This is a genomic window from Micromonospora sp. DT46 (genome assembly GCF_049841735.1).
Taxonomy (GTDB): Bacteria; Actinomycetota; Actinomycetes; order Mycobacteriales; family Micromonosporaceae; genus Micromonospora; species Micromonospora reichwaldensis.
The window spans coordinates 127,209-150,811 of the sequence record NZ_JBNCKW010000006.1 but is presented as its reverse complement, the minus strand read 5'-3'; the positions used below and the strand labels follow the sequence as shown (position 1 = coordinate 150,811).

General features: G+C 74.3%; 24 protein-coding genes. 16 read left to right on the top strand and 8 right to left on the bottom strand.

Annotation, left to right across the window (positions count from 1 at the left end):
- Nucleotides 1–35: 35 nt before the first annotated feature.
- Both mscL and ACLQ20_RS17780 read right to left on the bottom strand, forming a co-directional pair.
- Complete coding sequence (gene mscL / locus ACLQ20_RS17785; protein ID WP_151452592.1) at nt 36–509, bottom strand: large conductance mechanosensitive channel protein MscL; 474 nt, start codon at nt 507–509, stop codon at nt 36–38.
- Between the two features lie 39 nt (nt 510–548).
- Nucleotides 549–1,232 carry a FadR/GntR family transcriptional regulator gene (locus tag ACLQ20_RS17780; RefSeq protein ID WP_151452593.1) on the bottom strand — a complete coding sequence of 228 codons (684 nt, stop codon included), beginning with the start codon at nt 1,230–1,232 and terminating at the stop codon, nt 549–551.
- Between the two features lie 50 nt (nt 1,233–1,282).
- Between ACLQ20_RS17780 and ACLQ20_RS17775 the strand changes: the two genes are divergently transcribed.
- A complete protein-coding gene (locus ACLQ20_RS17775) occupies nt 1,283–2,620 on the top strand; it encodes an MFS transporter (RefSeq protein WP_425856631.1) in 1,338 nt (445 codons plus the stop codon).
- A 10-nt stretch (nt 2,621–2,630) separates the two neighbouring features.
- Here the strand turns inward: ACLQ20_RS17775 and ACLQ20_RS17770 are convergent, their stop codons facing one another.
- The gene (locus ACLQ20_RS17770) at nt 2,631–2,987 is read right to left on the bottom strand and encodes an STAS domain-containing protein (RefSeq protein WP_091624489.1); all 357 of its coding nucleotides are present in this window, start codon (nt 2,985–2,987) and stop codon (nt 2,631–2,633) included.
- A gap of 162 nt (nt 2,988–3,149) precedes the next feature.
- Here ACLQ20_RS17770 and ACLQ20_RS17765 point away from each other — a divergent pair, with 162 nt between their 5' ends.
- From ACLQ20_RS17765 to ACLQ20_RS17720, 10 genes are all read left to right on the top strand, one after another.
- Nucleotides 3,150–4,007, top strand: coding sequence for an STAS domain-containing protein (locus ACLQ20_RS17765; protein WP_327030225.1), 858 nt, complete (start codon nt 3,150–3,152; stop codon nt 4,005–4,007).
- Complete coding sequence (locus tag ACLQ20_RS17760; protein WP_101413704.1) at nt 4,007–4,420, top strand: STAS domain-containing protein; 414 nt, start codon at nt 4,007–4,009, stop codon at nt 4,418–4,420. The genes ACLQ20_RS17765 and ACLQ20_RS17760 overlap by 1 nt, the downstream gene beginning before the upstream one ends.
- Nucleotides 4,417–4,836, top strand: a complete 420-nt coding sequence (locus ACLQ20_RS17755; protein ID WP_425856629.1) for an ATP-binding protein — start codon at nt 4,417–4,419, stop codon at nt 4,834–4,836. Before ACLQ20_RS17760 ends, ACLQ20_RS17755 begins: the two co-directional genes overlap by 4 nt.
- A complete protein-coding gene (locus tag ACLQ20_RS17750) occupies nt 4,824–5,852 on the top strand; it encodes a SpoIIE family protein phosphatase (RefSeq protein ID WP_225851913.1) in 1,029 nt (342 codons plus the stop codon). Before ACLQ20_RS17755 ends, ACLQ20_RS17750 begins: the two co-directional genes overlap by 13 nt.
- 29 nt (nt 5,853–5,881) lie before the next feature.
- Entirely contained in the window at nt 5,882–7,210 is a 1,329-nt protein-coding gene (locus tag ACLQ20_RS17745) for a sensor histidine kinase (protein WP_192581234.1), read from the top strand.
- Between the two features lies 1 nt (nt 7,211).
- On the top strand, nt 7,212–8,750 hold the full coding sequence (locus tag ACLQ20_RS17740) for a SpoIIE family protein phosphatase (RefSeq protein ID WP_151452598.1): 1,539 nt from the start codon (nt 7,212–7,214) through the stop codon (nt 8,748–8,750).
- Nucleotides 8,751–8,802: 52 nt separating this feature from the next.
- Entirely contained in the window at nt 8,803–9,378 is a 576-nt protein-coding gene (locus tag ACLQ20_RS17735; RefSeq protein ID WP_425856625.1) for a TIGR03086 family metal-binding protein, read from the top strand.
- An 85-nt stretch (nt 9,379–9,463) separates the two neighbouring features.
- On the top strand, nt 9,464–10,000 hold the full coding sequence (locus ACLQ20_RS17730; protein ID WP_358114412.1) for a PadR family transcriptional regulator: 537 nt from the start codon (nt 9,464–9,466) through the stop codon (nt 9,998–10,000).
- Nucleotides 9,997–10,698, top strand: a complete 702-nt coding sequence (locus tag ACLQ20_RS17725) for an ABC transporter ATP-binding protein (protein WP_151452601.1) — start codon at nt 9,997–9,999, stop codon at nt 10,696–10,698. Before ACLQ20_RS17730 ends, ACLQ20_RS17725 begins: the two co-directional genes overlap by 4 nt.
- Nucleotides 10,695–12,224, top strand: a complete 1,530-nt coding sequence (locus ACLQ20_RS17720) for an FtsX-like permease family protein (RefSeq protein WP_425856621.1) — start codon at nt 10,695–10,697, stop codon at nt 12,222–12,224. The genes ACLQ20_RS17725 and ACLQ20_RS17720 overlap by 4 nt, the downstream gene beginning before the upstream one ends.
- Before the next feature lie 29 nt (nt 12,225–12,253).
- Here ACLQ20_RS17720 and ACLQ20_RS17715 read toward each other — a convergent pair whose 3' ends face one another.
- Together ACLQ20_RS17715 and ACLQ20_RS17710 are read right to left on the bottom strand one after the other, a co-directional pair.
- Nucleotides 12,254–12,442, bottom strand: a complete 189-nt coding sequence (locus ACLQ20_RS17715; RefSeq protein WP_151452603.1) for a hypothetical protein — start codon at nt 12,440–12,442, stop codon at nt 12,254–12,256.
- 62 nt (nt 12,443–12,504) lie between these two features.
- Nucleotides 12,505–13,464, bottom strand: a complete 960-nt coding sequence (locus ACLQ20_RS17710) for a helix-turn-helix transcriptional regulator (protein WP_192581233.1) — start codon at nt 13,462–13,464, stop codon at nt 12,505–12,507.
- 61 nt (nt 13,465–13,525) lie between these two features.
- Between ACLQ20_RS17710 and ACLQ20_RS17705 the strand changes: the two genes are divergently transcribed.
- From ACLQ20_RS17705 to ACLQ20_RS17695, 3 genes are read left to right on the top strand one after another with little or no spacing between them, the layout of a single operon-like run.
- A complete protein-coding gene (locus tag ACLQ20_RS17705; RefSeq protein WP_425856618.1) occupies nt 13,526–14,110 on the top strand; it encodes a DinB family protein in 585 nt (194 codons plus the stop codon).
- A gap of 1 nt (nt 14,111) precedes the next feature.
- A complete protein-coding gene (locus tag ACLQ20_RS17700) occupies nt 14,112–14,549 on the top strand; it encodes a VOC family protein (protein WP_151452605.1) in 438 nt (145 codons plus the stop codon).
- A 29-nt stretch (nt 14,550–14,578) separates the two neighbouring features.
- Nucleotides 14,579–15,457 (top strand): threonine ammonia-lyase, encoded by an 879-nt coding sequence (locus tag ACLQ20_RS17695; protein WP_425856616.1) that lies wholly within the window; start codon nt 14,579–14,581, stop codon nt 15,455–15,457.
- A gap of 48 nt (nt 15,458–15,505) precedes the next feature.
- On the opposite strand, the gene ACLQ20_RS17690 is transcribed toward ACLQ20_RS17695, so the two are convergent.
- The gene (locus tag ACLQ20_RS17690; protein WP_425856613.1) at nt 15,506–17,602 is read right to left on the bottom strand and encodes a S9 family peptidase; all 2,097 of its coding nucleotides are present in this window, start codon (nt 17,600–17,602) and stop codon (nt 15,506–15,508) included.
- A gap of 90 nt (nt 17,603–17,692) precedes the next feature.
- Between ACLQ20_RS17690 and ACLQ20_RS17685 the strand changes: the two genes are divergently transcribed.
- Nucleotides 17,693–19,042, top strand: coding sequence for an FAD-binding oxidoreductase (locus ACLQ20_RS17685; RefSeq protein ID WP_151452608.1), 1,350 nt, complete (start codon nt 17,693–17,695; stop codon nt 19,040–19,042).
- A 64-nt stretch (nt 19,043–19,106) separates the two neighbouring features.
- On the opposite strand, the gene ACLQ20_RS17680 is transcribed toward ACLQ20_RS17685, so the two are convergent.
- Nucleotides 19,107–19,538, bottom strand: a complete 432-nt coding sequence (locus tag ACLQ20_RS17680; RefSeq protein WP_425856610.1) for a hypothetical protein — start codon at nt 19,536–19,538, stop codon at nt 19,107–19,109.
- Nucleotides 19,539–19,700: 162 nt separating this feature from the next.
- The gene (locus tag ACLQ20_RS17675; protein WP_327030234.1) at nt 19,701–21,776 is read right to left on the bottom strand and encodes a SpoIIE family protein phosphatase; all 2,076 of its coding nucleotides are present in this window, start codon (nt 21,774–21,776) and stop codon (nt 19,701–19,703) included.
- 310 nt (nt 21,777–22,086) lie between these two features.
- On the opposite strand from ACLQ20_RS17675, the gene ACLQ20_RS17670 reads away from it, so the two are divergent.
- The coding region (locus ACLQ20_RS17670; RefSeq protein ID WP_425856608.1) for a HAMP domain-containing protein at nt 22,087–23,603 on the top strand (1,517 nt) is incomplete at its 3' end.

Sequence of the window (23,603 nt, the reverse complement as noted above, 5' to 3'; positions counted from 1 at the left end):
GGATTCCCGCAGGGGCCGATGTGCGTGCGCCGGGTTCAGCGCCCGGTGGGCGGTTCCTCCCGGCGGCCGAGCACGTCGTCGAGCGCGCCGCGCCGCTGCCCGGGGGTGGTGTGGCCGGCGGCGACCAGGGCGTCGCGGATCTCGGTGAGCAGCCGGACCTCCTCGCTCGGCGCCTTCGGCGGCGGCTCCTCGCCCCGCTTGCGCCGCTCGGCCAGCTTGTTCATCGGGTAGACGACCAGGAAGTAGAGCGCCCCCGCGGTGAGCAGGAACGTGATCAGCGCGTTCACGAACGCGATCCAGTCGAAGGCGATGCCGCGGAACATCGGGGCAGTGCCGGCCAGGCCCTTGTCGCTGCCCGTGATGAGCAGCACGAAGACCCGGATCAGCGGTTCCAGGAACGACTTGGTGAGCTGGGTGACCACGCCCGTGAACGCGGCGCCGATGACGACACCGACCGCCAGGTCGACGACGTTGCCGCGCATGATGAAGTCTTTGAAGCCCTTGAGCATCCGTACTCCCGAGGTGTCCGGTCTTCCGTCCGGCACAACCTATGCCCCGGGCGAGGGCTCCAGAAAAGCGCCGGCCTCGATCGCCGCGCGGCCCGGGTCGCCGGCCCGGATCGCCTCGACCAGCCGGGAGTGGTCGACGTAGCGTTCCGGCTCCAGCGCGCCGCCCATCGACTGGGCGATCGTGCTGTGCAGCGCGGCCCCGACCGAGGCGTACAGCTCGGCGAGCATGCCGTTGTGCGCCGCCGCGACCACGGCGGTGTGCAGCGCCGCGTCGGCCGCCACGAACTCGTCGAACCGGCCGTCGCGCCAGGCCGCCTCGCGGGCGGCGAGCGCGCCGTCCAGGACCGCCAGGTCCTCGGCCGTACGCCTCAACGCGGCGAGCCGGGCGGCCTCCACCTCGAAGGCGCGGCGCACCTCGACCACCTCGGCCATCCGGTCGGCGGTGAGCCGGCGGGCCACCACCGGGGCCAGCTCGTCGGTCGACACCACGTACGTCCCGGAGCCCTGCCGGCACTCCAGCACCCCGGCGTGCACCAGCGCCCGCACCGCCTCGCGGACCGTGTTGCGGCCCACGCCGAGCGCCGCGACCAGCTGCGGCTCGGTGGGGATCCGCCCGCCGACCGGCCACTCGCCGCCGAGGATCCGTTCCCTGAGCTGGGCGATGGTCTGCCGCACCCGGTGGCCCCTGGGCGGCGCGGCGGCGGAATCAACCGACGGTGGCACTGGTTACAACACCTGCCTGAAATTCATCCCATGATTGTAGGTTCGGACACATGACCCCGCCAACCACCGCTGCCGTCGACGCCGGAACCTCACCGCGTTCCGTGCGGGAGGCGATCGCCGGGCCGGACGACGTGCCCGCACCGGCGGATGCGACGGCTCCTGCCGCCGGTCCCGTCGGCGCCACCCCCAAGCCGGCCGGACCGGTCGCCGGTGGGCTGCTCGTGCTCGTCGGCATGCTGCTCGTGGCGCTCAACCTGCGGGCCGCGATCACCAGCCTCGGCGCCCTGCTCGACGAGGTACGCGGCGGCCTGGCCCTGTCCGGGGCGCTGGCCGGGGTCGTGACCACCCTGCCCGCGGTGGCCTTCGCCGTCTTCGGGTCACTCACCCCCCGGCTGGTCCGCCGGAACTCCCCGGCCCGGGTGCTGGTGGTGGCGATGCTGATCCTCGCCGCTGGGCAGCTCGTCCGGGTCGGCACGGACTCCGCGCTGGTCTTCATCGCCGGCAGCGCCCTCGCGCTGGCCGGGATCGCGGTGGCGAACGTCCTGCTCCCGCTGCTGGTCAAGCAGTACTTCCCGCACCGCATCGGACTGGTCACCGGGGCGTACTCGATGACGTTGACGGTGGGTGCGACGGTGGCCGCCGCGGCGGCGGTGCCGGTGGCGCACCTCTTCGGCACCTGGCGGGCCGGGCTCGCCGTGTGGGCCGGGCTGGCCCTGGTGGCCGTACTCCCGTGGGTGCCGCTGGCGCTGCGGGCGCGTGCGGCCCGACGGGCGGCGACCCCGGCGGCGGTGGCGCCCCGTCCCCGCCGGATCCGGCCGGGGCGGACCCGGCTCGGCTGGGCGATGGCGGTCTACTTCGGGACGCAGTCGCTGGGCGCCTACGCGATCATGGGTTGGCTGGCCCAGCTCTTCCGCGACGCCGGCTACCGGCCGCAGGACGCCGGCCTGCTGCTCGCCGGGGTGACGGCGCTGGGCGTGCCGATCGCCCTGCTGATGCCGACCCTGGCCGGGCGGCTGCGCACCCTGCACCCGCTGGTGCTGACGCTCTCCGCCGCGATGGCCCTCGCCTACGTCGGGATGGCCGTCGCGCCGCACGACGGGGCGCTGCTCTGGGTGGTGCTGCTCGCCATCGGGCAGAGCGCCTTCCCGATGATCCTGGCCACCATCGGGCTGCGCGCGCGGACCACCGAGGGAACGGTGGCGCTCTCTGCCTTCAGCCAGAGCGTCGGCTACCTCATCGCCGCGCTGGGGCCGCTGCTGGTGGGCATCCTCTACGGGACGACCGGCGGCTGGACCGTCCCGCTCGGGTTCCTGCTGGCGGCACTCGCCGTGCAGACCGGCGCGGGCATGGTGATCGCCCGTCCCCGGCACATCGAGGACGAGGCGTGAGGAGGGGCCGTCAGGAGGTGGCCGGCGTGGGGTCGCCGGCCACGGCCTGGTCGACCGTCGGGTAGGTGTGCAGCACCTCGACGAGGCCGCTCACCTCGAGGATGCGGAGCACGCCGCGCTGCGGGGCGGCCAGTCGCACCACGCCGCCGGCCTCGTCGCAGCTGTTCTTGGCCCGGACGAACACCGACAGCCCCGTGGAGTCGCAGAACGAGACGTTCGCCAGGTCGAAGACGAGCCGGCTGCGGCCCTTGTCGAGCAGGTCGGTGATCTGGTCCTGAAGCTGCGGTGCGGTCGCCATGTCCAGCTCGCCCGCGACCGATACGACGACCACGTCGCCGCGCTGTTCCGTGTGCACCGTCAAGGACATTCGCCAGACCTCCTGTTATCGGGGAAACGGTATCCCACGATCGGGGTGGTACGCAGAACGGGAGGCGGTATCCGGTGGCCGTCCTCATTCGTTTGCCCTGCGACAAGTAGCGCTCCGACCTCCGGTGATAGAGTCCGCCGTCGAGGTCGAAGGGGGTCCACCATGGCGTTGAGCGCCGAGGAAAGCGGCCGGCTGGCCGGTCTGCTGACCGGTCACGCCGAGCGGATCATACAGCGCTGGACGGAGATCGCCGCCGGGTCACTGCGCGGGCGACTCAGTCAGGGCGAACTGCGCCGGCAGATGCAGGAGCTGCACTCCAGCATGATCACTGCCAGTGGGCAGGGGGCTGTCGACCTCGACTCCGAGCAGGCCACCGAGCTGCGCGCCGTGCTCTCCGAGCTGTCCCGGGGACGCGCCCGGCAGGGCTTCTCCGCCTCCGAGACCGCGGTCAGCGTGTTCTCGCTCAAGGAGGTGCTGCTGGAGCTGCTGGAGGCCGAGGGCGGCGCCGACACGCTCCGCGACTACGTCGCCTTCTCCGGCCTGATCGACCAGATGGGCCTGTTCACCTTCGAGAGCTTCGTGCGCACCCGCGAGAGCCTCATCGCCGACCAGGCGGAGCAGCTGTTGGAGCTGTCCACCCCGGTGGTGAAGCTCTGGGAGGGCGTGGTCGCCGTGCCGCTGGTCGGCACCCTCGACTCGGCCCGGGCCCAGGTGGTGATGGAGCGGCTGCTCCAGACCCTGGTCGACACCGGCTCGCCCTACGCGATCATCGACATCACCGGCGTGCCTGCGGTGGACACCCAGGTCGCCCAGCACATCCTCAAGACCGTGGTGGCCGCCCGGCTGATGGGCGCCGACTGCATCATCTCCGGCATCCGGCCGCAGATCGCGCAGACCATCGTGGCCCTGGGCATCGAGTTCGGTGACATCGCCACCAAGGCCAGCCTCGCCGACGCGCTGCGGCACGTGCTCCGGCTCACCGGGGTCGAGACCGGCCGCCGCCAGCGCCGGGAGGCCTGATGGAACGGGTGCCGATCCTCAAGATCGGCGACATCCTGCTGGTCTCCATCCAGGTCGACATGTCCGACCAGACGGCCGTCCAGCTCCAGGAGGACCTCGCGGAGCGGATCGTCGCCACCGGCTGCCACGGCGTGATCATCGACATCACCGCCCTGGACATCGTCGACTCCTTCGTCGGGCGGATGCTGTCGACCATCGCGTCGATCTCCAAGGTGCTCGACGCGGAGACGGTCGTGGTCGGGATGCGTCCCGCCGTGGCCATCACCCTGGTCGAGCTGGGCCTGTCGCTCAACGGCATCCGGACGGCGCTCAACGTCGAGCGGGGCATGGAGCTGATCGCGGCGGCCCACGCCGACGAGCACGAGCTCGCGTTCGACGACGAACCGGACGCCGAGACGACGGCGTTGTCATGACCGCCGGAGTCGACCTGGGCCAGCCGCAGGCGCAGGCGATCCGCAGCGACGAGGACGTGGTACGCGTCCGGCAGTTGGTGCGTACGGTGTCGGTGGCGGTCAAGCTCTCGCTGGTCGACCAGACCAAGGTCGTCACCGCGGCGAGCGAACTGGCCCGCAACACCCTGGTGTACGGCGGCGGCGGCTCGGTCGAGGTGGCCACGGTGGACAACGGCCGGCGGCGGGGCGTGCGGATCGTCTTCGCCGACTCCGGCCCGGGCATCGCCGACCTCGACCTGGCGCTGACCGACGGCTACACCACCGGCGGCGGGCTCGGCCTCGGGCTCAGCGGCGCACGCCGGCTGGTCGACGAGTTCGACATCCAGACCGCCCCGGGTAAGGGAACCCGGATCACGGTCACCAAATGGTCCCGATGAACGACGACGCGGTCCCCGACCGTGGAGTCTGGTACCGGGTCGAGAACGGCAGCGCGGCCAGCACGGCGCGTCGGGCCGCCGAGCGGCTCGGCGCCCAGCTCGCCCTGGGCGACGCCCGGATCGCCGACCTGTCCATCGTCGCCGCCGAGCTGACCAGCAACCTGGTCAAGCACGCCGACGACGGTGTCCTGCTGCTGCGGCCGGTCCGGCGCGACGGGGAGGCCGGCGTGGAGCTGGTCGCCCTCGACACCGGGCCGGGAATGGCCGACCTCACCGCCTCCTCGCAGGACGGGCACTCCACCGTCGGGACCCTCGGCATCGGCCTCGGCGCGATCGTCCGACAGGCCAGCTGGTTCGACGGCTACTCCCGGCCGGAGCGCGGCACGGTCCTCGCCGTACAGGTCTGGCCGAAGCCCGACGGCGGGCACGAGCGGCCCTGGGTCGGCGCGCTCAGCCGGCCGCTGGCCGGGGAGTCGGTCAGTGGCGACGGGTACGCGTGGCGGATCGTCGAGGGCCGGCGCCAGGTGCTGGTCTGCGACGGCCTGGGACACGGGCCGCTCGCCTCCGCCGCCACCGACGCCGCGCTCGACGCGTTCCGCAAGGCGCCGGTGGGGGCGCCGTCGGCGGTCGTCGCCCACCTGCACCGCTCGATGTCGCACACCCGGGGCGCGGCGCTGGCCGTGGCCGAGCCGGACCCGTCGGCCGGGGTGCTGCGCTACTCGGGGCTGGGCAACATCTCCGCCGCCGTGATCGGCGCCGACGGCAAGCGGCGGGGTCTGGTCTCGCTGCCCGGCATCGCCGGGCACCAGCGCCCCTCGGTCCGGCAGTACGACTACCCCTTCGAGGCCGACGCCCTGCTGGTCATGCACAGTGACGGGGTGGTCGACCGCTGGCAGTTCGCCGACTATCCCGGTCTCGCCGACCGGTCGCCCCTGGTGGTGGCCGCGACGGTGCTGCGTGACGCCGGCACGCGCCGCGACGACGCCTGCGTCCTGGCCGTCCGGGCATGGTCGTGACCGGACCCACCGGGGCGCCGCTGCTGACGATGGCGCTGCGGGTCGAACACGACATCTTCGTCGTCCGGCAGCGGGGCCGTGAGGTCGCCGCCGTGGTGGGCCTGGAGCACCAGGACCAGGTACGCATCGCCACGGCGCTCAGCGAGGTCGCCCGGGACCTGCTGCACTCGGTCGGCGGGGCGGAGGTGGCATTCGTCCTCGTCGACGACGCCGTCGACGGCAGGCGTCACCTGCGGGTGGACCTCGTCCCGGTGCGCCCGCTGCCCGGCGGGCGGTACGAGCCGCAGTCCGGCGCGGTGGCGCGGTTGGTGGACAAGTTGGGCGTGGTGACCGGGGAGGGGGTTACGGTCGTGAGGATGTCCCGACGTGTCCCGGTCACCGCAGAGGTGCTGACCCCCGAGCGTCTCGCCGAGCTGCGCTCCGAGCTCGACCGGAACGCCCCGGGCAGCGCCCTGGACGAGCTGACCGCCCAGAACGCCCAACTGATCGCCGCCCTCGACGAGGTACGCAGCCAGCGCGACGAGCTGGCCGTCCTGAACGAGGAACTGGAGGAGACCAACCGCGGGGTGATGGCGCTCTACAACCAGCTCACCGAGGAGCTGGAGGAGACCAACCGCGGCGTGGTGGCCCTCTACGCCGAGCTCGACGAGAAGTCCGCCCAGCTGCGCGCGGCCAGCGAGTCGAAGAGCCGCTTCCTGGCGAACGTCAGCCACGAGCTGCGGGCGCCGGTCACCGCGATCATGGGCCTGGGCCGGCTGCTCGGTGACTCCGCCTCCGACCCGCTCACGGCCGAGCAGGCCCGCCAGGTCGGGCTGATCCGTTCCTCGGCTGGCGACCTCCTCACGCTCGTCAACGAGCTGCTCGACCTGGCCAAGGCCGAGTCGGGCCGGATCGAGCCCGACTGGACCGAGGTCGACCTGCGGCCGGTCTTCGGCCAGTTGCGCGGCACGCTACGGGCCCTGGCCACCCGGCCCGACGTGGAGCTGGTGGTGGAGGAGCCGCCCGTTCCGGCGACGCTGCGTACGGACGAGGTGCTGCTCGCCCAGGTCCTGCGCAACCTGCTGCACAACGGGCTCAAGTTCACCGAGCGCGGGGAGGTCCGGCTGCGGGCGGAGCGGCGGGACGAGCGCTGGTCGCTCATCGTCTCCGACACCGGCGCGGGCATCCCCCCGGAGCTGCACGAGCGGATCTTCGAGGAGTTCTACCAGGTGCCCGGCGCGACCCGGGTCGGCGGCACGGGCCTCGGCCTGCCGTACGCCCGACGGCTGGTGACCCTGCTCGGCGGCAGCCTCGTGGTGTCCAGCGAGCCGGGCCGGGGCAGCACGTTCACCGTCACCCTGCCCGTGGGAGGAGCGTGACGTGGAGGGCGGCCCGGCGACGGTCCTGGTGGTCGACGACAGCCCCACCAAGCGCTACCTCCTGGTGAGCTGGCTCTCCCGGGCGGGCTTCGCGGTGCTGGAGGCCGAGAACGGCGCCGAGGCGCTGGCCCGGGTCGGGGTGGACCCGATCGACCTCGTGGTGCTCGACGTGCGGCTGCCGGACCTGAACGGCTTCGAGGTCTGCGAGCGGATCAAGGCGGCGCACCCGGCGATGCCGGTGATCCACGTGTCCGCGCACGCGGTGGACGTGGTGGACCGGGCGCAGGGGCTCACCCGGGGCGCGGACGCGTACCTGGCCGAGCCGATCGAGCCGGAGGAGCTGGTCGCGACCTCCCACGCGGTGCTGCGCTACTACCGGGCCCGGCAGCGCGCGGAGCTGCTCGCCGAACGGCTGCTCGGGCTGGCCGACACCACCGTGGCGGTGCACTCAGCGCCGAACTTCGCGCGGCTGCTGGAGGCGGCGGCGGCCGGGGCCGCGCAGATCTTCAGGAGCCCGGCCGCCGTGATCGCCGAGACGTTCGACGGCGACTGTCTCGCCGGGACCGCGGACGGCCCCGACGGCACGGCCACGATCGTCCCGTGGGTCGTCGACGACACCGGGGTGCCGACCGGGACGACGGTCCGGGTGGACGATCCGGCCGCCTGGGGCCTGGTCGACTGGCCGGCGGACGACACGGTCACGGTGGCCGCCACCCGGCTGCGCGAGGACCGGGCGCCGCTCTACGTCGTCGTGCCCACCGCCACGCAGACCGCCCACACCCCCGTGCTGCGGCAGCTCGCCCAGGCCGTGGCGGCGGCCGTGGAGGCGCAGCGCTCCTTCGACGAGGAGCACCGCATCGCGGTCACCCTCCAGCGCAGCCTGCTGCCCCGCCGGATACCGCAGGTCAACGGGCTCGACCTGGCCGTGCGCTACGAGCCGGCGAGCGCGCAGACCGAGGTGGGGGGCGACTTCTACGAGCTGGTGATGCTCGACGGTCACCTGCTGCTGGCGATCGGCGACGTGGCCGGGCACTCGCTGCACGCCGCGACGGTGATGGCCGAGCTGCGGCACGCGGTGCGGGCGTACGCGGTGGAGGGGCACCAGCCGGGCGAGATCCTGCACCGGGTCAACGAACTCATGCGCACCCTGCTCCCCAACGAGCTGGCCACGATCTGCGTGCTGCTGCTGCACCCGCCCAGCGGCCGGGTGCGGCTGGCCAGCGCCGGGCACCTACCGCCGGCGCTCAGCCTCGACGGCAAGGTGGAGTTCGTGCAGCACTCGGCCCCGCTGCTCGGGGTCCGCGCCCCCCGGCCGCCCGACCTGGAGTTCGTGCTGCCGGCCGGGGCGACGCTGGTGTTCTACACCGACGGACTGATCGAGCGGCGGGACAACACCATCGACGACGGGCTGGCCGCCCTGGCCGTGGCCGCCACCCGGGTCGACGACGACCTGGACCGGTTCTGCGAACGGCTCCTGGTCGAGCTGGCTCCGTCGGAGATCCACGACGACGTCGCCGTGGTGGCCCTCCGCCGCAACTGAGCCGGCCTCGCGCGGGGCGGCGACGTCGGGGCCACCCTCGTACCCTGAGCTGATGGCCACGAAGACTGGTGATCTGCTCGCAGCCGCGGCACCCCGTGCCGTCGCGGTGGTCCGGGGCGTCTCGGACGACCAACTGGACCTGCCGACCCCGTGCAGCGACTACGCCGTGCGCGACCTGCTCAACCACCTCTACGACGTGGTGGTCAACTTCCAGGCCCTCGCCGGCAGGGGGCAACCGGAGTGGGCGGAGAAGCCCGACCACCTGGCCGAGGGCTGGCGGGACCGGTTCGAGGCGGAGACCGCGAAACTGGTCGAGGCGTGGTCGGACCCGGCCGCGCTGGAGGGCGTCTCGCCCGGGATGGGGCTGCCGCAGGAGACGGTCGGCACCATGGTGCTGCTCGACCTGACGGTGCACGCCTGGGACCTGGCCGTCGCCACCGGGCAGCCGTTCCGCCCCGCGCCGGAGGCGCTGCCCCCGCTGTACGCCCTGACCGAGCAGATGGGCCCGATGGCCCGGAAGCAGGGCGTCTTCGGGGAGCCGGTGGGGACGTCGTCGTCGGACGTCCCGGAGATCGACCGTCTGCTCGCCCTGACCGGCCGGGACCCGGGCTGGTCGGCGGGCGCCTGACCTCGAAGCGCCACCAGGCCCGCGCGGCACCCCCGCCGCGCGGGCCTCCTTGACAGTCACTATTCACCGGGTGAATAGTGACGCGGTGTCCACACCGCACGTGTTGCTGGGCCTGCTGGCCGCCGGCAACCGGCACGGCTACGAGCTGAAACGCGCCCACGACGAGCGCCTGCCCCGCGTCAAGCCGCTGGCCTTCGGGCAGGTCTACTCGACCCTCGGCCGGTTGCAGCGGGACGGCCTGGTGGCACCCGCCGGGCAGGAACGCGAAGGCGGTCCCGACCGCACCGCGTACTCGCTGACCGCCGACGGCCGGGCCGCGCTCCAGCGGTGGCTCGCCGAGGTCGAGCCACCGATGCCGTACGTCACCAGCACGCTCTTCGCCAAGGTGGTCGTGGCGCTGCTGGTGGCCGACGCGGAGCGGGCCCGGACCTACCTCGTCGCCCAGCGGCAGGCCCACACCGAGCGGCTGCGCGAGCTGACCGCGGTGAAGACGGCGCCCTCGGCCAGCCTCGACGACATCGTCGCGGCCGACTTCGCCATCGCCCATCTCGACGCCGACCTGCGGTGGTTGCAGACCACCCTGGGCCGCGTCGCCGACTGGCACCGGGAGGTGCACTCGTGACGCAACTTCAGGCTCGCGGCGTGGTCAAGGCCTACGGACGGACACCCGCGCTGCGCGGCGTCACCGTCGACGTCGCCGAGGGGGAGATCGTCGCCGTCACCGGCCCGAGCGGCTGCGGCAAGTCCACCCTCCTGCACTGCCTCGCCGGCATCCTGCGTCCGGACGCCGGCGAGGTGAGCTGGAACGGGCACCGGATCGACACCTGGTCCGAGGCGGCACGATCCAGGCTGCGGCGCACCGAGTTCGGGGTGCTCTTCCAGTTCGGCCAGCTCGTCGCCGAACTGACCGCCGCCGAGAACGTCGCCCTTCCGCTGCTCCTCGCCGGCACCCGGCGGCGGGAGGCGCGGACGGCGGCGCTGTCCTGGATGGACCGGCTCGGCGTGGCCGACCTGGCCGACGTCCGGCCGGGCGAGATGTCCGGCGGGCAGCAGCAGCGCTGCGCGATGGCACGGGCGCTGGTCACCGAGCCCCGGGTGCTCTTCGCCGACGAGCCGACCGGCGCGCTGGACACGCTCACCGGCGAGCAGGTGCTCATCCAACTGGTCCGGCTCGCCCGCGAGCAGCGGACGTCGGTCGTCCTGGTCACCCACGAGCCGCAGATCGCCGCGTACGCCGACCGCGAGGTCATCCTCCGCGACGGCATGGTCGACCACACCGGGCTCGGCCTCGACACCCCGCTGCCGGGCAGCCGCCGGTGAGACCGTCGACGCTGGTACGCCTCGCCCTGGCCGGCACCCGCACCGACACCGCCCGGGTGGCGCTGACCGCGCTCAGCGCCGCCCTGGCCACCCTCGTCGCCCTCGCCGCGTTCACCGTGCTGGCCATCCCCACCCCGCCCGCCACCGACGGCAACGGCAACGGCAGCCGTTGGTCCCACCAGTACGCCAACCAGCTGCTCGTCGAGCCGGGGCTGCGCGGCGGCACGGCCTTCGCCCTGCTGCTGCTCATGATTCCCGTGCTGGCGTTGGCCGGGCAGTGCGCCCGGCTCGGCGCCCCGGCGCGGGACCGCCGACTGGCCGCGTTCCGGCTGGCCGGCGCCACCCCCGGCCAGGTGACCCGGATCGCCGTGCTGGAGGCCGGCCTGGCGAGCCTGCTCGGCACGCTGGCCGGCGCGTCGGTCCACTTCGTCGGCCGGGAGCTGCTCGACCGGCCCGACGCCCAGGGCCGGCTCGTCCTCCCCACCGACGTGCTGCCCACCCCCGGCGTGCTGGTGGCGGTGCTGGCGGGGCTGCCGGTCGTGGCGGCACTGGCCACCGCGCTGATGCTGCGCCGGGTGAGCACGACCCCGTTCGGCGTGCTGCGTACGCACCGCCGGGAACGCGGCCCCCGACCCTGGGCGGGCGTCCTCATCGGCGCCGGGCTGGCCGCCTTCGTCGCCGTCGAACCGGTCACCCGCCTCTACGACCGGCGCGACACCGACCCGCCGTCCTGGCTGGTGCCGGCGCTGCTGCTCAGCGGCGGGCTGGCCGCGATGATCGGGGTGGTCGTCGGCACCGGCTGGATCTCCTGGACGGTCGGGCGGATGCTGCACCGCTACGCCCGAGGGCCGGCCGCGCTGCTCGCCGCCCGCCGGTTGACGGCCGACCCGTGGGCGGGCAGCCGCACCTTCGCCGCCCTGCTGGCCGCGGTGCTCCTCGGCGCGGGCGCGGCCGGGCTGCGGGAGTACTTCGTCGCGGCGGGCGAGCTGAGCCGCCGGACCGGTGGCGGACTGGCCGGCGACGACGGCTTCTACCTGCGGACCATGGACCTGGTGGACCTGGCGGTGGCGGTGGCCATGCTGGTCGCCGCCGGTGGGCTGGTCGTCGCGATGGTGGAGGGGATCACCGCCCGGCGGCGCGCGTACGCGGCCCTGGTGGCGACCGGGGTGCCCCGGCCCACGCTCGGCCGGTCCATCGCCTGGCAGTCGCTGGCCCCCGCCGTGCCGGCGGTGGCCGTCGCGCTGGCCGTGGGCCTGCTGCTGGCCCGGGGGCTGTTCCGCACGCCGACCGCAGAGCACTACAACGAGGTCTGCGACGCCACCGCGCAGCTCTGCGCCGACCCCGCCACCCGGGCGCGCCACACCCGGGTCGTGGCGATGCCGGACGTGACCGTGCCGCCCGACGTACCGCTGGAACAGCTGGCCCTGCTCGGGGCCGGCGCCCTGGCGGGGGTGCTGGCGACGGTCGGCGTCGGCCTGCTCTTCCTGCGCGCGAGCACGGCCGTCGAGGAACTGCGGGTGACCTGAGCCGGGCGCGGGACGGCCCCGGTGCCGCGTCAGGCGGCGAACAGGCCGGCGGAGAGCGCGAGCAGTGTCCCGGCGGCGGCGGAACAGCAGCACACCAGCAGGAACGCGACCACCGCGAGGATCGCCCAGACGCGCCGGTCGCGCGCCGCCGCCCGCCACCCCGACGCCGGTACGCCCTCGGCCGGCTCGTCGTCGTCCACCTCGCCGGCCCCGGTCACCCGGGCAGTCTAGGTGCTGCGGGGCCGGCGGTCCTGGCCATCGCCGTGCGGCGGCGGGCGGGTCAGCCGGTGCCGGCCATCGCCGCGAGGCGGCGGGCGAGCACGACGACGGACTCCCGCAGCTCCGGAGGCTCCAGCACCTCCGCCTCGAAGCCCAGCCGGGCCGCGTGCATGGCCAGCCAGTCCAGGTCGTCCCCGCCGATGGCGAGCACGCACCACCCGTCGCGATCGTCCTCGACGCGCCCCACCTGGGGCGGCACCAGCTTCCGCACCTGGTCGGGGTGGGCGCGCAACCGCACCCGGGCGAGATAGCGGTACGGCGCCCCGGTCACGGACCGCTGCACGTAGGCGACCGGATCCGGATGCTCCCTCGCGTGGAAGCGCCAGGTCGTCGCCGCCACCTCGCGCATCCGGTCCAGCCGGAAGGTGCGCCAGTCGGCGCGGTCGACGTCCCAGGCCATGAGGTACCAGCGGCGGCCGGTCGTGACCATCCGCACCGGCTCGACCGTGCGCTCGTGCTCCCCGCCGTCGCGGCCGGCGTACCGGAACCGGACCCGCACGGCGTCGCGGCAGGCCCGCGCGAGCGTCACCAGCAGCTCCGCGTCGATCTCGACCGCCGGGCCGACGAGGGTCTCGGTGGCGCCGTGCACGGCCCGCACCTCGGCGCGCAGCCGGGCCGGCATCACCTGGTCGAGCTTCGTGAGGGCCCGCAGGGCCGCCTCGCCCGCCCCGGTGACCGTGCCTCCCGAGGCCAGCCGCAGGGAGACCGCCGTCGCGATCGCCTCCTCGTCGTCGAGGAGCAGCGGCGGCAGCCGGGTGCCCGCGCCGAGCTGGTAGCCGCCGCCGACGCCCGCCGTCGCGTGCACGGGGTAGCCGATCGCGCGCAGCCGCTCCACGTCGCGGCGTACGCAGCGGTCGGTGACCCCCAGCTCGGCGGCCAGCTCGGTGGCGGTCCAGGACGGCCGTCGCTGCAACAGCGCCAGCAGGCGCAGCACCCGCTCGGTCGTCGCTTCCACGGTCACCGGCTCATCGTTGCATGGATTACGGAACGATCCTGTCCGCTATCCACGGGAGGCTGGGGCCATGACCGACCAGACCTGGAACCTCCTGCTCCGTGACCAGCTCGCCTGGCACTGGGCCAACCAGTTGCGCGACCGCCTCGACGGACTCACCGACGACGAGTACTTCTGGGAGCCGGTGGACGGCTGCTGGAACGTGCGCCCGCGCGGCACCAGCGCCGCGCCGGTGCAGGCGGGGGCCGGCGCGATGACCATCGACTTCGCGATGCCGACACCCGACCCGGCACCGTTCACGACGATCGCCTGGCGACTCGGGCACGTGATCGTCGGCGTGCTCGCCGTACGCAACGCCACGCACTTCGGCCGCGCGCCCACCGACTACCAGTCGTTCGAGTACGCCCCGACCGCGACCGAGGCGCTCGACCAGCTCGACACCGAGTACGCCGCGTGGCAGACCGGGGTCGAGTCCCTCGGCGAGAGCGGCCTCGCCCGGCGCTGCGGGGAGGCCGAGGGCCCGTACGCCGAGCGTTCCCTGGCGGAGCTGGTGCTGCACATCAACCGCGAGATGATCCACCATCTGTCCGAAGTGTGCCTGCTGCGCGACCTCCACCTGCACACTCATGGGCAGACCCGACAGGAGGCGAGCTGAGATGGCGCGCGACGTCCAGATCACTTTCGACTGCGCCGACCCGGCCGGGTTGGCAACGTTCTGGGCCGATGTCCTCGGCTACCAGTTGCAGGCCCCGCCCGGCGGCTTCGAGACGTGGGAGCAGGCACTGGAGGCGATGGGCGTGCCGCCCGAGAACCGCAACGACGCCTCGGGGTTGGTCGACCCCGAGGGCGCCCGGCCGCGGCTGTTCTTCCAACGGGTACCGGAGGGCAAGCAGGCCAAGAACCGCGTACACCTCGACGTGCGGGCCGCCCCCGGGCTGGAGGGTGACGCGCGGATGGCGGCCCTGGAGGCCGAGGCCGAGCGGCTCGTGTCCCGCGGCGCCACCCGGCTCCGGCGCCACGAGCCCGAACCCCCGCTCGGCGCCGGCCACATCGTGATGGCCGATCCCGAGGGCAACGAGTTCTGCCTCGACTGATCGGCCGCGCGATCGGGCAGGATGGGCCGATGGAGCTGGTCTCGATCGACGACGTCCGAAACGCCGCCGCCGACATCGTGGGCATCGTGTCACGTACCCCGCTGCTGCGCACCGGATGGGACCCGGAGCTGTGGCTCAAGCCGGAGAGCCTGCAACCGGTGGGGTCGTTCAAGCTGCGCGGCGCGACCCACGCGGTCGCCCGGCTGACGCCCGAGGAGCGGGCGCGCGGGGTGGTCACCCACTCCTCCGGCAACCACGGCCTGGCCCTGGCGTACGCGGCCCGCGCGGCCGGCGTGCCGTGCCGGATCGTGGTGCCCGAGGGCGCCCCGGCCGCGAAGGTGGACCGGATCCGGGCGCTGGGCGTCGAGGTGCTGCTGGTGCCGCCCTTCGACGACCGGCGTGTCATCGCCGGACAGGGCACGGTCGGGCTGGAGATCGTCGAGGACCTGCCCGACGTCGACGTGGTGCTGGTGCCCGTGGGCGGCGGCGGGCTCTCCTCCGGCGTCGCGACCGCGGTCACCGCCCTGCGCCCGGCGGCGACGGTGATCGGCGTCGAGCCGGAACTCGCCGCCGACGCGCGGGAGTCGCTGGCGGCCGGGTCGGTGGTGGCGTGGGGCGAGGAGCGCACCTACCGGACGATGGCCGACGGGCTGCGCCTGCCGCCGTCCGAGCTGACCCTCGCGCACCTGCGGGCCCGGCTCGACCGCATCGTCACGGTGACCGAGGAGGAGATCCGCGCCGCGATGGGCCGGCTGGTCTCCGACGCCCGCCTGGTGGTGGAGCCGAGCGGCGCGGTGGCCGTGGCCGCCCGGCTGTTCCGCGCCGCCGAGCTGCCGCCCGGCCGTACGGTCGCCGTGGTCACCGGCGGAAACGTCGACCCGGCGGTGCTGGCGGGCGTCCTGCGCTGAGCGGGCGTCGGGGAGGGTCCTCGTCGGTGCGGGCCCTCCCCGACCCGTTCAGGCGCGGCCGAGGCGGTCGAGGATCCAGGCGTTGACGAACGCCTCCTCGCGCCAGGAGTCGTAACGGCCACTGGGGCCGCCGTGGCCGGCGCCCATCTCGGTCTTCAGCAGGTAGTCGCCCTGCGGGGCGACCGCCCGCAGCCGGGCGATCCACTTCGCCGGCTCGTGGTAGAGCACCCGGGTGTCGTTGAGGCTGGTCACCGCGAGGATCGCCGGATAGTCCACCGCCCGCACGTTCTCGTACGGCGTGTAGGACTTCATGTAGGCGTAGACCTCCGGGTCGGCCAGCGGGTTGCCCCACTCCTCCCACTCGGTGACGGTCAGCGGCAGCGACGGGTCGAGGATCGAGGTGAGCGCGTCCACGAAGGGCACCTGCGCGACGATCCCGGCGAACGCGTCCGGGGCGATGTTGGCGACCGCCCCCATCAGCAGCCCGCCGGCCGAGGCGCCCCGGGCCACGAGCCGGTCGCTGGTCGTCCAGCCCGCCTTGACCAGGTGCCGGGCGCAGGCCACGAAGTCGGTGAACGTGTTCTTCTTGGCCAGCAGCTTGCCCTGGTCGTACCAGCTGCGGCCCAGCTCGCCGCCGCCCCGGGTGTGCGCGACGGCGAAGATGACGCCCCGGTCCAGCAGGGAGAGCCGGGCGACGGAGAACCACGGGTCCATGCTCGCCTCGTACGAGCCGTAGCCGTAGATCACGCAGGGGGCGGAGCCGTCCTTCGGCGTGCCGGCCCGGCAGACCAGCGAGACCGGCACCCGGGTCCCGTCGTCGGCGAGCGCCCAGTCGCGGTGCTGCTCGTAGTCGGCCGGGTCGTACGCCCGCCCGTCCGGCCCGGGCTTCACCGGCTTCTGCCGGCGCAGCACCATCTGCCGGGTGACCAGGTCATAGTCGTAGACCGAGTCGGGGGTGACCAGCGAGGCGTAGCGGAGCCGGATCTGCCCGGTGCGGTATTCCGGGTTGTCGTGCAGGCCGACGCTGTAGAGCGGCTCCGGGAAGTCGATGTCGAAGGCGTCGCCGCCGCCGACGGGCAGCACCCGCAGCCCGGTCAGCCCGTTGGTGCGCAGCGAGACGACCAGGTGGTCGGCGAAGGCGTCGACCGCCTCCAGCCGGGTGCCGGGCGAGTGCTCGATGAGCGGCACCCAGTCACCGGGCGCGTCCGCCGAGGTGTACGCCAGCGCGAAGTCCTCCGCGCCGTCGTTGTGCAGGATCAGGAAGCGGTGCCCGTGGTGCTCGACGGTGTATTCGACGCCCTGCCGCCGGGGCGCCACGGAGGCCGGCGCGCCGGTCGGGTTGCCGGCCGGGATCACCAGCACCTCGCTGGTGATCTTGCTGTGTACGTCGATGAGGACGAACCGCTCCGAGCGGCTCAGCTCCACGCCGACCCAGAACCGCTCGTCGTCCTCCTGGTAGACCACCACGTCCTCGGTGGACGCCGTGCCCAGGGTGTGCCGCCAGACCCGGTTGGGGCGCCACGTCTCGTCCACCGTCACGTAGAACAGCACGGAGGCGTCGGTGGACCAGGCGGTGCCGTAGAACGTGTCGGGCACCTCGTCGGGCAGCAGCTCGCCGGTGGAGAGGTCCTTGACCCGCAGCGTGAACCGCTCGTCGCCGGAGAAGTCCGTGGAGTAGGCCAGCCACCGCCCGTCCGGGCTGACGTCGAACGCGCCGAGCGCGAAGAAGTCGTGCCCCTCGGCGAGCAGGTTGCCGTCGAGCAGCACCTCCTCGCCGTCGAGCGGCGCGCCGTCCGCGCTGACCGGCGGCTCGGTCTCGCCGTCCCGGACCGCCCGACGGCACTGCACGCCGTACTGCTGGCCCTCGACCGTCCTGGTGTAGTACCAGTAGCCGCCCTTGCGGCCGGGCACCGACAGGTCGGTCTCCTGGGTGCGCCGGCGGATCTCCTCGAACAGGTCGGCGCGCAGCCCTTCGAGGTGCGCCGTCCGGGCCTCGGTGTACGCGTTCTCGGCGGTCAGGTAGGCGATCGTCTCCGGGTCGTCCTTGCCGGTGAGCCAGGCGTACTCGTCGACGACGGTGTCGCCGTGGTGGGTGCGCTCGCTGGGCACCCGCTTCGCCGTGGGCACGGGGGTCTCGGTGGTCACGGCGCCACGTTACCGGCCGCGCGCCGCCCGCCGCGCGGCCTCGTCGGCGACCCGCCGCCCCATCTTTCGAACATGTGTACGATGGCCGGCATGGCGGCTGCAGCGAGTTCCACCGACCGGCCCGGAGCCCTCGACATCACGCGGCGGTTGACGGAGATCTGCGGCCCGCCGTTCGCCCGCTTCGCCGGCCCCGCCGACGAGGTGGCCGGCCGCCCGGCCCGCTGGGTGGCCGTCCCGGGCGGCACGCGCGCGGCGGCCGAGGTGCTGCGGCTCGCCGCCCGGCACGACCTGACGGTGGTGCCGCGCGGCGCCGGCACGAAGATCGACTGGGGTGCCGCCCCCGACCGGGTCGACATCATGCTCGACACCGGCCGGCTCGCCGGGATCGGGCACGAGCCGGTCGGCGCGCCCACGACCGAGGTCGGGGCGGGCACCCCGCTGCGCGCGGTGCAGGCCACTCTGGACCGCACCGGGCAGCGCCTGGCGCTCGACGCCCCCTCGCCCGGGGCCACCCTCGGCGGCGTGCTCGCCGCCGGCGAGGCGGGACCGCTGCGGCACCGCCACGGCAGCCCCTGCGACCAGCTCGTCCGGGTGCGCTACCTCGACGGTGACGGCGAGCTCGTCGACGCCGGGGGCGGCGTGGCCGGGCTGGAGCTGGCCCGGCTGCTCTGCGGCTCGCAGGGGGCGCTCGGCGTGCTGGTCTCCGCGACCCTGCGGGTGCAGGCCGTCCCGGCCGGCCGGATCTGGGTCAGCCGACCGGTGTGGACCCCGCTGGAGGTGCACGACCTGGTCCGCACCGTGCTCGCCGCGCGCCTCGACCCGGCGGCGGTCGAGCTGGACCTGCCGGCCGGCGCGGGACCCCGGCCGCGCCAGGGCAGCCGGGCCGCCGCGATGGCCGCGCACCCGTCCATGGCGGGGCGCGCCGGCGGCGGCCCGGCCGGCGCCGGTCGGCTGGTGGTGTTGCTGGAGGGCGGCCCGGCCGATGTCGCCGAGCGCGCAGACCGGCTCGTCGCGCTCCTCGGCCCGGGCGCGGGCGCCAGCCACGCCGCGCCCGAGTGGTGGCGGCGCTATCCGTTCGGCCCGGGCGACACGGCGCTGCGCATCGAGGTGCCGATCGCCGACCTGCACGCCGCCGTCTACGCGCTGCGGGACGCCGCCGGCGGCCCCGTCCCGGTGCGCGGCTCCGCCGGCCTCGGCGTGGTGCACGCGGCCCTGCCCGCTGCCATGTCCCCCGACCGGGTGGCGTCGATCCTGGCCGCCGTCCGGGGCGTGCTCCTCGCCCGGCAGGGCCGGTGCGTGGTGGTCTCCGCGCCGGCCGCCGTCCGGCGGGCCGTCGACCTGTGGGGCGAGCTGGCCGGGCTGGCCCGGCTGCGCGCGGCCAAGGAACACCTCGATCCCCACCGCCGCCTCGCCCCGGGCCGCCTCCCGGGCGGCCTCTGACCGCTCCGGCCAGCTCCCGGCGCGAGCGGGGCGGGAGGGCGGCGCGGCCGGGGTCGCGCGCGGCTCAGTCCAACCACCATCCGTGCAGGTCGGCGCCGACCGGCGTGAAACGGCTCGCGGCCACGACCACCGCGCCGACGGTCAGGGCGAGCAGCACCCGCCACGTGCGGCGGGACATGGCCGACCGGTCCCGGGCCAGCAGGACCACGCCGTGGACCGCCAGCAGCGGCCCGGCGACCAGGCCGGCGAGGTAGAGCAGCGACACCGCGCCGTACAGCCAGGTGAGGGGGTTCGCTCCGCTCAGGCCGAACGGCACCAGGTCCTTCGGGTCGTACGCCCCGCTGCGCATCTCCTCGGGGCCGACCCCGGCGGCGGCCATCCGGCCGAACCAGAGCGTGAGGACGACGACGAAGGCGGCAGTCAGCGCCGACTGGGCGGCGAGGACGCTGCGCAGCAGCGGCGGCCGCTCGGCGGATGCATGGACGGTGCTCGACATGCGGTCAACCTAGCGAACTCCTCCGGCGGCGTCGGCTGGTCCGCCTGCTCGACCGGCCGTCCGTCCCGGTGCCCGCCGCCGCGAACGTCCGACCCGATCGCGGCGCGCCGGGCCGTCGACGCCGCACGGTGCCGCGACCCGTGCCGGCCCGGCGACCGCTGCTCAGGTCGCGTCGTTGCGGAGCACCAGGATGGCGATGTCGTCGCGGGGCGCCTCGGCCGAGAAGCCGATCGCCGTCGAGCGGAGCCGGGCCGCGATCACGTCGGCCGGGTAGCCGGCCAGCGGGGCGGCGGCGTCACGCAGCCGCTCGGTGCCGAACAGCTCCCGGCCGCGCCGCCGCTCGGTGACACCGTCGGTGTAGAAGACCAGCGAGTCCCCCGGGGCGAGCGGCACCTCGGCCGTCGGGGAGGCGATCGAGTCGAGCAGGCCGAGCGCGGTGCCGCCGATGCCGACGAAACGCGCCCCGCCGCCGGCGGGCAGCAGCACCGGCCGGTCGTGGCCGGCGAGGTGCAGGGACACGTCGAGCCGGTCGCCGTCGCCGGGGCCGACCGCCGCCAGGGCCAGCGTGCAGTAGCGCCCGCCGCCCCGCTCGAGCAGCGTCTCGTTGACCCGGGCCAGCGCCTCCGGCAGCGGCTTGCCGTCGCCCACCAGCACCCGGATGACGTCGCGGACCAGGCCGGTGACCGTCGCCGCCTGCACCCCCTTGCCCGAGACGTCGCCGATCACCACCAGCCAGCGCCCGTCCGGCAGGGGCACCACGTCGTAGAAGTCGCCGCCGACGTCGACGTCGCCGCCGGTCGGGACGTACTCGGCGGCGAAGCCGATGCTCTCGACCACGGGCAGCACCGGCGGCAGCAGCGACTGCTGGAGGGTGTGCGCGACGCGCCGGCGCTCGGCGTGGATCCGGGCGTTCTCGATCGCCAGCGCCGACCGCCGGGCGACGTCCTCCAGCACGGCGACCTCGTCCGGGTCGTGCCGGTGTCGCTGGTGCCGGCCGACGGCCAGGGTGCCCAGCCGCTGACCCCGCGCGATCAACGGGACGGCGAAGCCCTCCATCGGCGCGCCGAGCGGCACCTGGGTGCCGTTGCGGGACGCCTCGCGCAGCCGGGCCTGGACCGAGTCCGGGCCGGTCTCCGCGAGCACCTGGTGCAGCTGGGGCAGCACCGACTCGTCGGCGTGGCTGGCCGCCGCGAGGCGGAGCCGGCCCCACTCGTCGGTCGTGTGGACCGCGCACCACTGCCCGAGCCGGGGCACCACGAGCTGGGGGACGAGCGCCATGGTCAACTCGACGTCCAGCGACTGCGCGAGCAGCTCGCTAGCCTCGGCGAGGAAGGTCAGCCAGGCCTGCCGGCGGACGTCCGCCCGGCGCAGCCGGTCGTTCTCCAGGTGCAGCGAGAGCCGCTCGGCCATCAGCACGGCCAGCGGTCGCGCGTACGCCGACGGTGCCGCGTCCAGCACCAGTTCACCGGTGTACGGCCGGTGCACGGCCAGCGCCACCCGGAGCAGCTCGTTGCCGGGCCGGGGCTGGCGGCCGTACCGGGCCAGCACCTGGGTGCCCTGCCCGTCCCCCCGGTCCAGCCGCACGACCCCGCCCGCCGCGCCGACCATCTCCGCCACCCGGGTGAGCAGGCTGGTCGCGAAGTCGGGCAGCGGATCCTCGGCGTACGGGTCGGGGGTGGTCTGCATCAGCTCGCTCATGGCCCCGGCGCTCGGCGCGGAGCTCTCCGGGGTGGCCGGTGCGCCGCCTCCGGCGGTCGCCGCGGCGGGTACCCGCGCGTGCCGGGTGCCCGTGGCCGGACCGGGCAGGTCCAGCCGGAACCACACCCCCTTGCCGGTGGGCAGGTAGGTGGTGCCCCAGCGGCTGGCGAAGTGGTCGACCAGCAGCAGCCCCCGGCCGCGCTCGGAGACCTCGTCGATGTCGGTGGCGTCGTTGCGGACCCCGACGGTCAGCTCCTCCACCGGGCCGGCGGCGAAATCGGACACGGTGACGGTGATCCCGACCGGGTCGGCGACCACCTCGACGTCCAGTTCGGTGCGGGCGTGCTCCACCGCGTTGGTGGAGAGTTCGGTGGTGAGCAGCATGGCCTCGTTGGCCAGTTGGTCCAGGTGGGCCTCGGTGAGGACGGACCGCACGAGGGCCCGGGCCGCGGCCGGCGTACGCCGGTCTGCGGGGAGCCGGACGCGCCGGACGTGCTCGTCTCGGCCCCCGGTCGCCGCGGGCCCCGCCTCCGCTGACACCCCCGTATCCTCCACCGCCACCCGTGCGGGTGCCAAGCCGATCCCCGTACGCGCGCCCCCCGCCCCCGCCTCCCGCCTCGTCGATCATGCACTTGTGGTGGGCGATCGATGACGTTCGACCCGGTTCGTCAGGCCCCACAACTGCATGATCGGCCCTTCGGGCGGGGCCCGGCGGGGCGGGGGGCGGTGGGGGTGGGGGCGGTGGGGGTGGGGCGGGTCGGGCGCGTGGACGTGGCGCGGACGAGGCCACGGGCACAATGGGGGCATGGCCGGTGTCGGCAGGAGCCGGTGGCCCCGAGCTGAGCGAGGAATGATGACCACGAAACAGTCGGCGACCGTGGACCAGTCCGCGCCCGACCACGAGGCGCTCCTCGGCGAGCTGACCGAGGCGCTGCGGCGGGTGCGCGGGGGCGACCTGAAGGTGCGGCTGCCCCGCCGGGCCGGCCGCGCCGGTGAGGTCGCGGACGCCTTCAACGAGGTCGTGTCGCTCCAGGAGCAGCAGTACCTCGACCTGCGGCGGATCAGCCGGATCGTCGGCCGGGACGGCCGGCTCACCGAGCGCCTGGACGACGAGGGGCTGGACGGCTCCTGGGCGGAGGGGCAGCGGGCAGTCAACTCGCTGATCGACGACCTGGGCCGGCCGACCACCGAGATCGCCCGGGTCATCGTCGCGGTCGCCGACGGCGACCTCTCCCAGCACATGGCCCTGGAGATCGACGGCCGGCCGCTGCGCGGTGAGTACCTGCGCATCGGCCGCACGGTCAACACGATGGTCGACCAGCTCTCGTCCTTCTCGAACGAGGTCACCCGGGTCGCCCGTGAGGTGGGCACCGAGGGCAAGCTCGGCGGCCAGGCCGACGTGCGCGGCGTAGCCGGCACCTGGAAGGACCTCACCGACTCGGTGAACACCATGGCGTCGAACCTGACCGGCCAGGTGCGGTCGATCTCCCAGGTGGCGACGGCGGTGGCCAAGGGCGACCTGTCGCAGAAGATCACGGTCAGCGCGCGCGGCGAGGTCGCCGAGCTGGCCGACACGATGAACTACCTCACCGACACCCTGCGGCTCTTCGCCGAGCAGGTGACCCGGGTGGCCCGCGAGGTGGGCACCGAGGGCAAGCTCGGCGGGCAGGCCGACGTGCCGAACGTGGCCGGCACGTGGAAGGACCTGACCGACAGCGTCAACTCGATGGCGTCGAACCTGACCGCCCAGGTCCGCAACATCGCCCAGGTCTCCACGGCGGTGGCCCGGGGCGACCTGTCGCAGAAGATCACCGTGGCGGCGCAGGGCGAGATCCTGGAGCTGAAGGACACCGTCAACACGATGGTGGACCAGCTGTCGTCGTTCGCCGACGAGGTCACGCGCGTCGCGCGCGAGGTGGGCATCGAGGGCAAGCTGGGCGGCCAGGCCCAGGTGCGCGGCGTCTCCGGCACCTGGCGCGACCTCACCGAGAACGTCAACCAGCTCGCCGGCAACCTGACCAGCCAGGTGCGCAACATCTCCCAGGTCTCCACCGCCGTGGCGAAGGGCGACCTGTCGCAGAAGATCACGGTCGACGCCCAGGGCGAGATCCTGGAGCTGAAGAACACCGTCAACACGATGGTGGACCAGCTCTCGTCGTTCGCCGACGAGGTCACGCGCGTCGCGCGCGAGGTGGGCACGGAGGGCAAGCTGGGCGGTCAGGCCCAGGTGAAGGGCGTCTCGGGTACGTGGCGGGACCTGACCGACAACGTGAACTCGATGGCGTCGAACCTGACGTCGCAGGTGCGCAACATCGCCTCGGTCACCACGGCCGTGGCGAAGGGCGACCTGTCGCAGAAGATCACCGT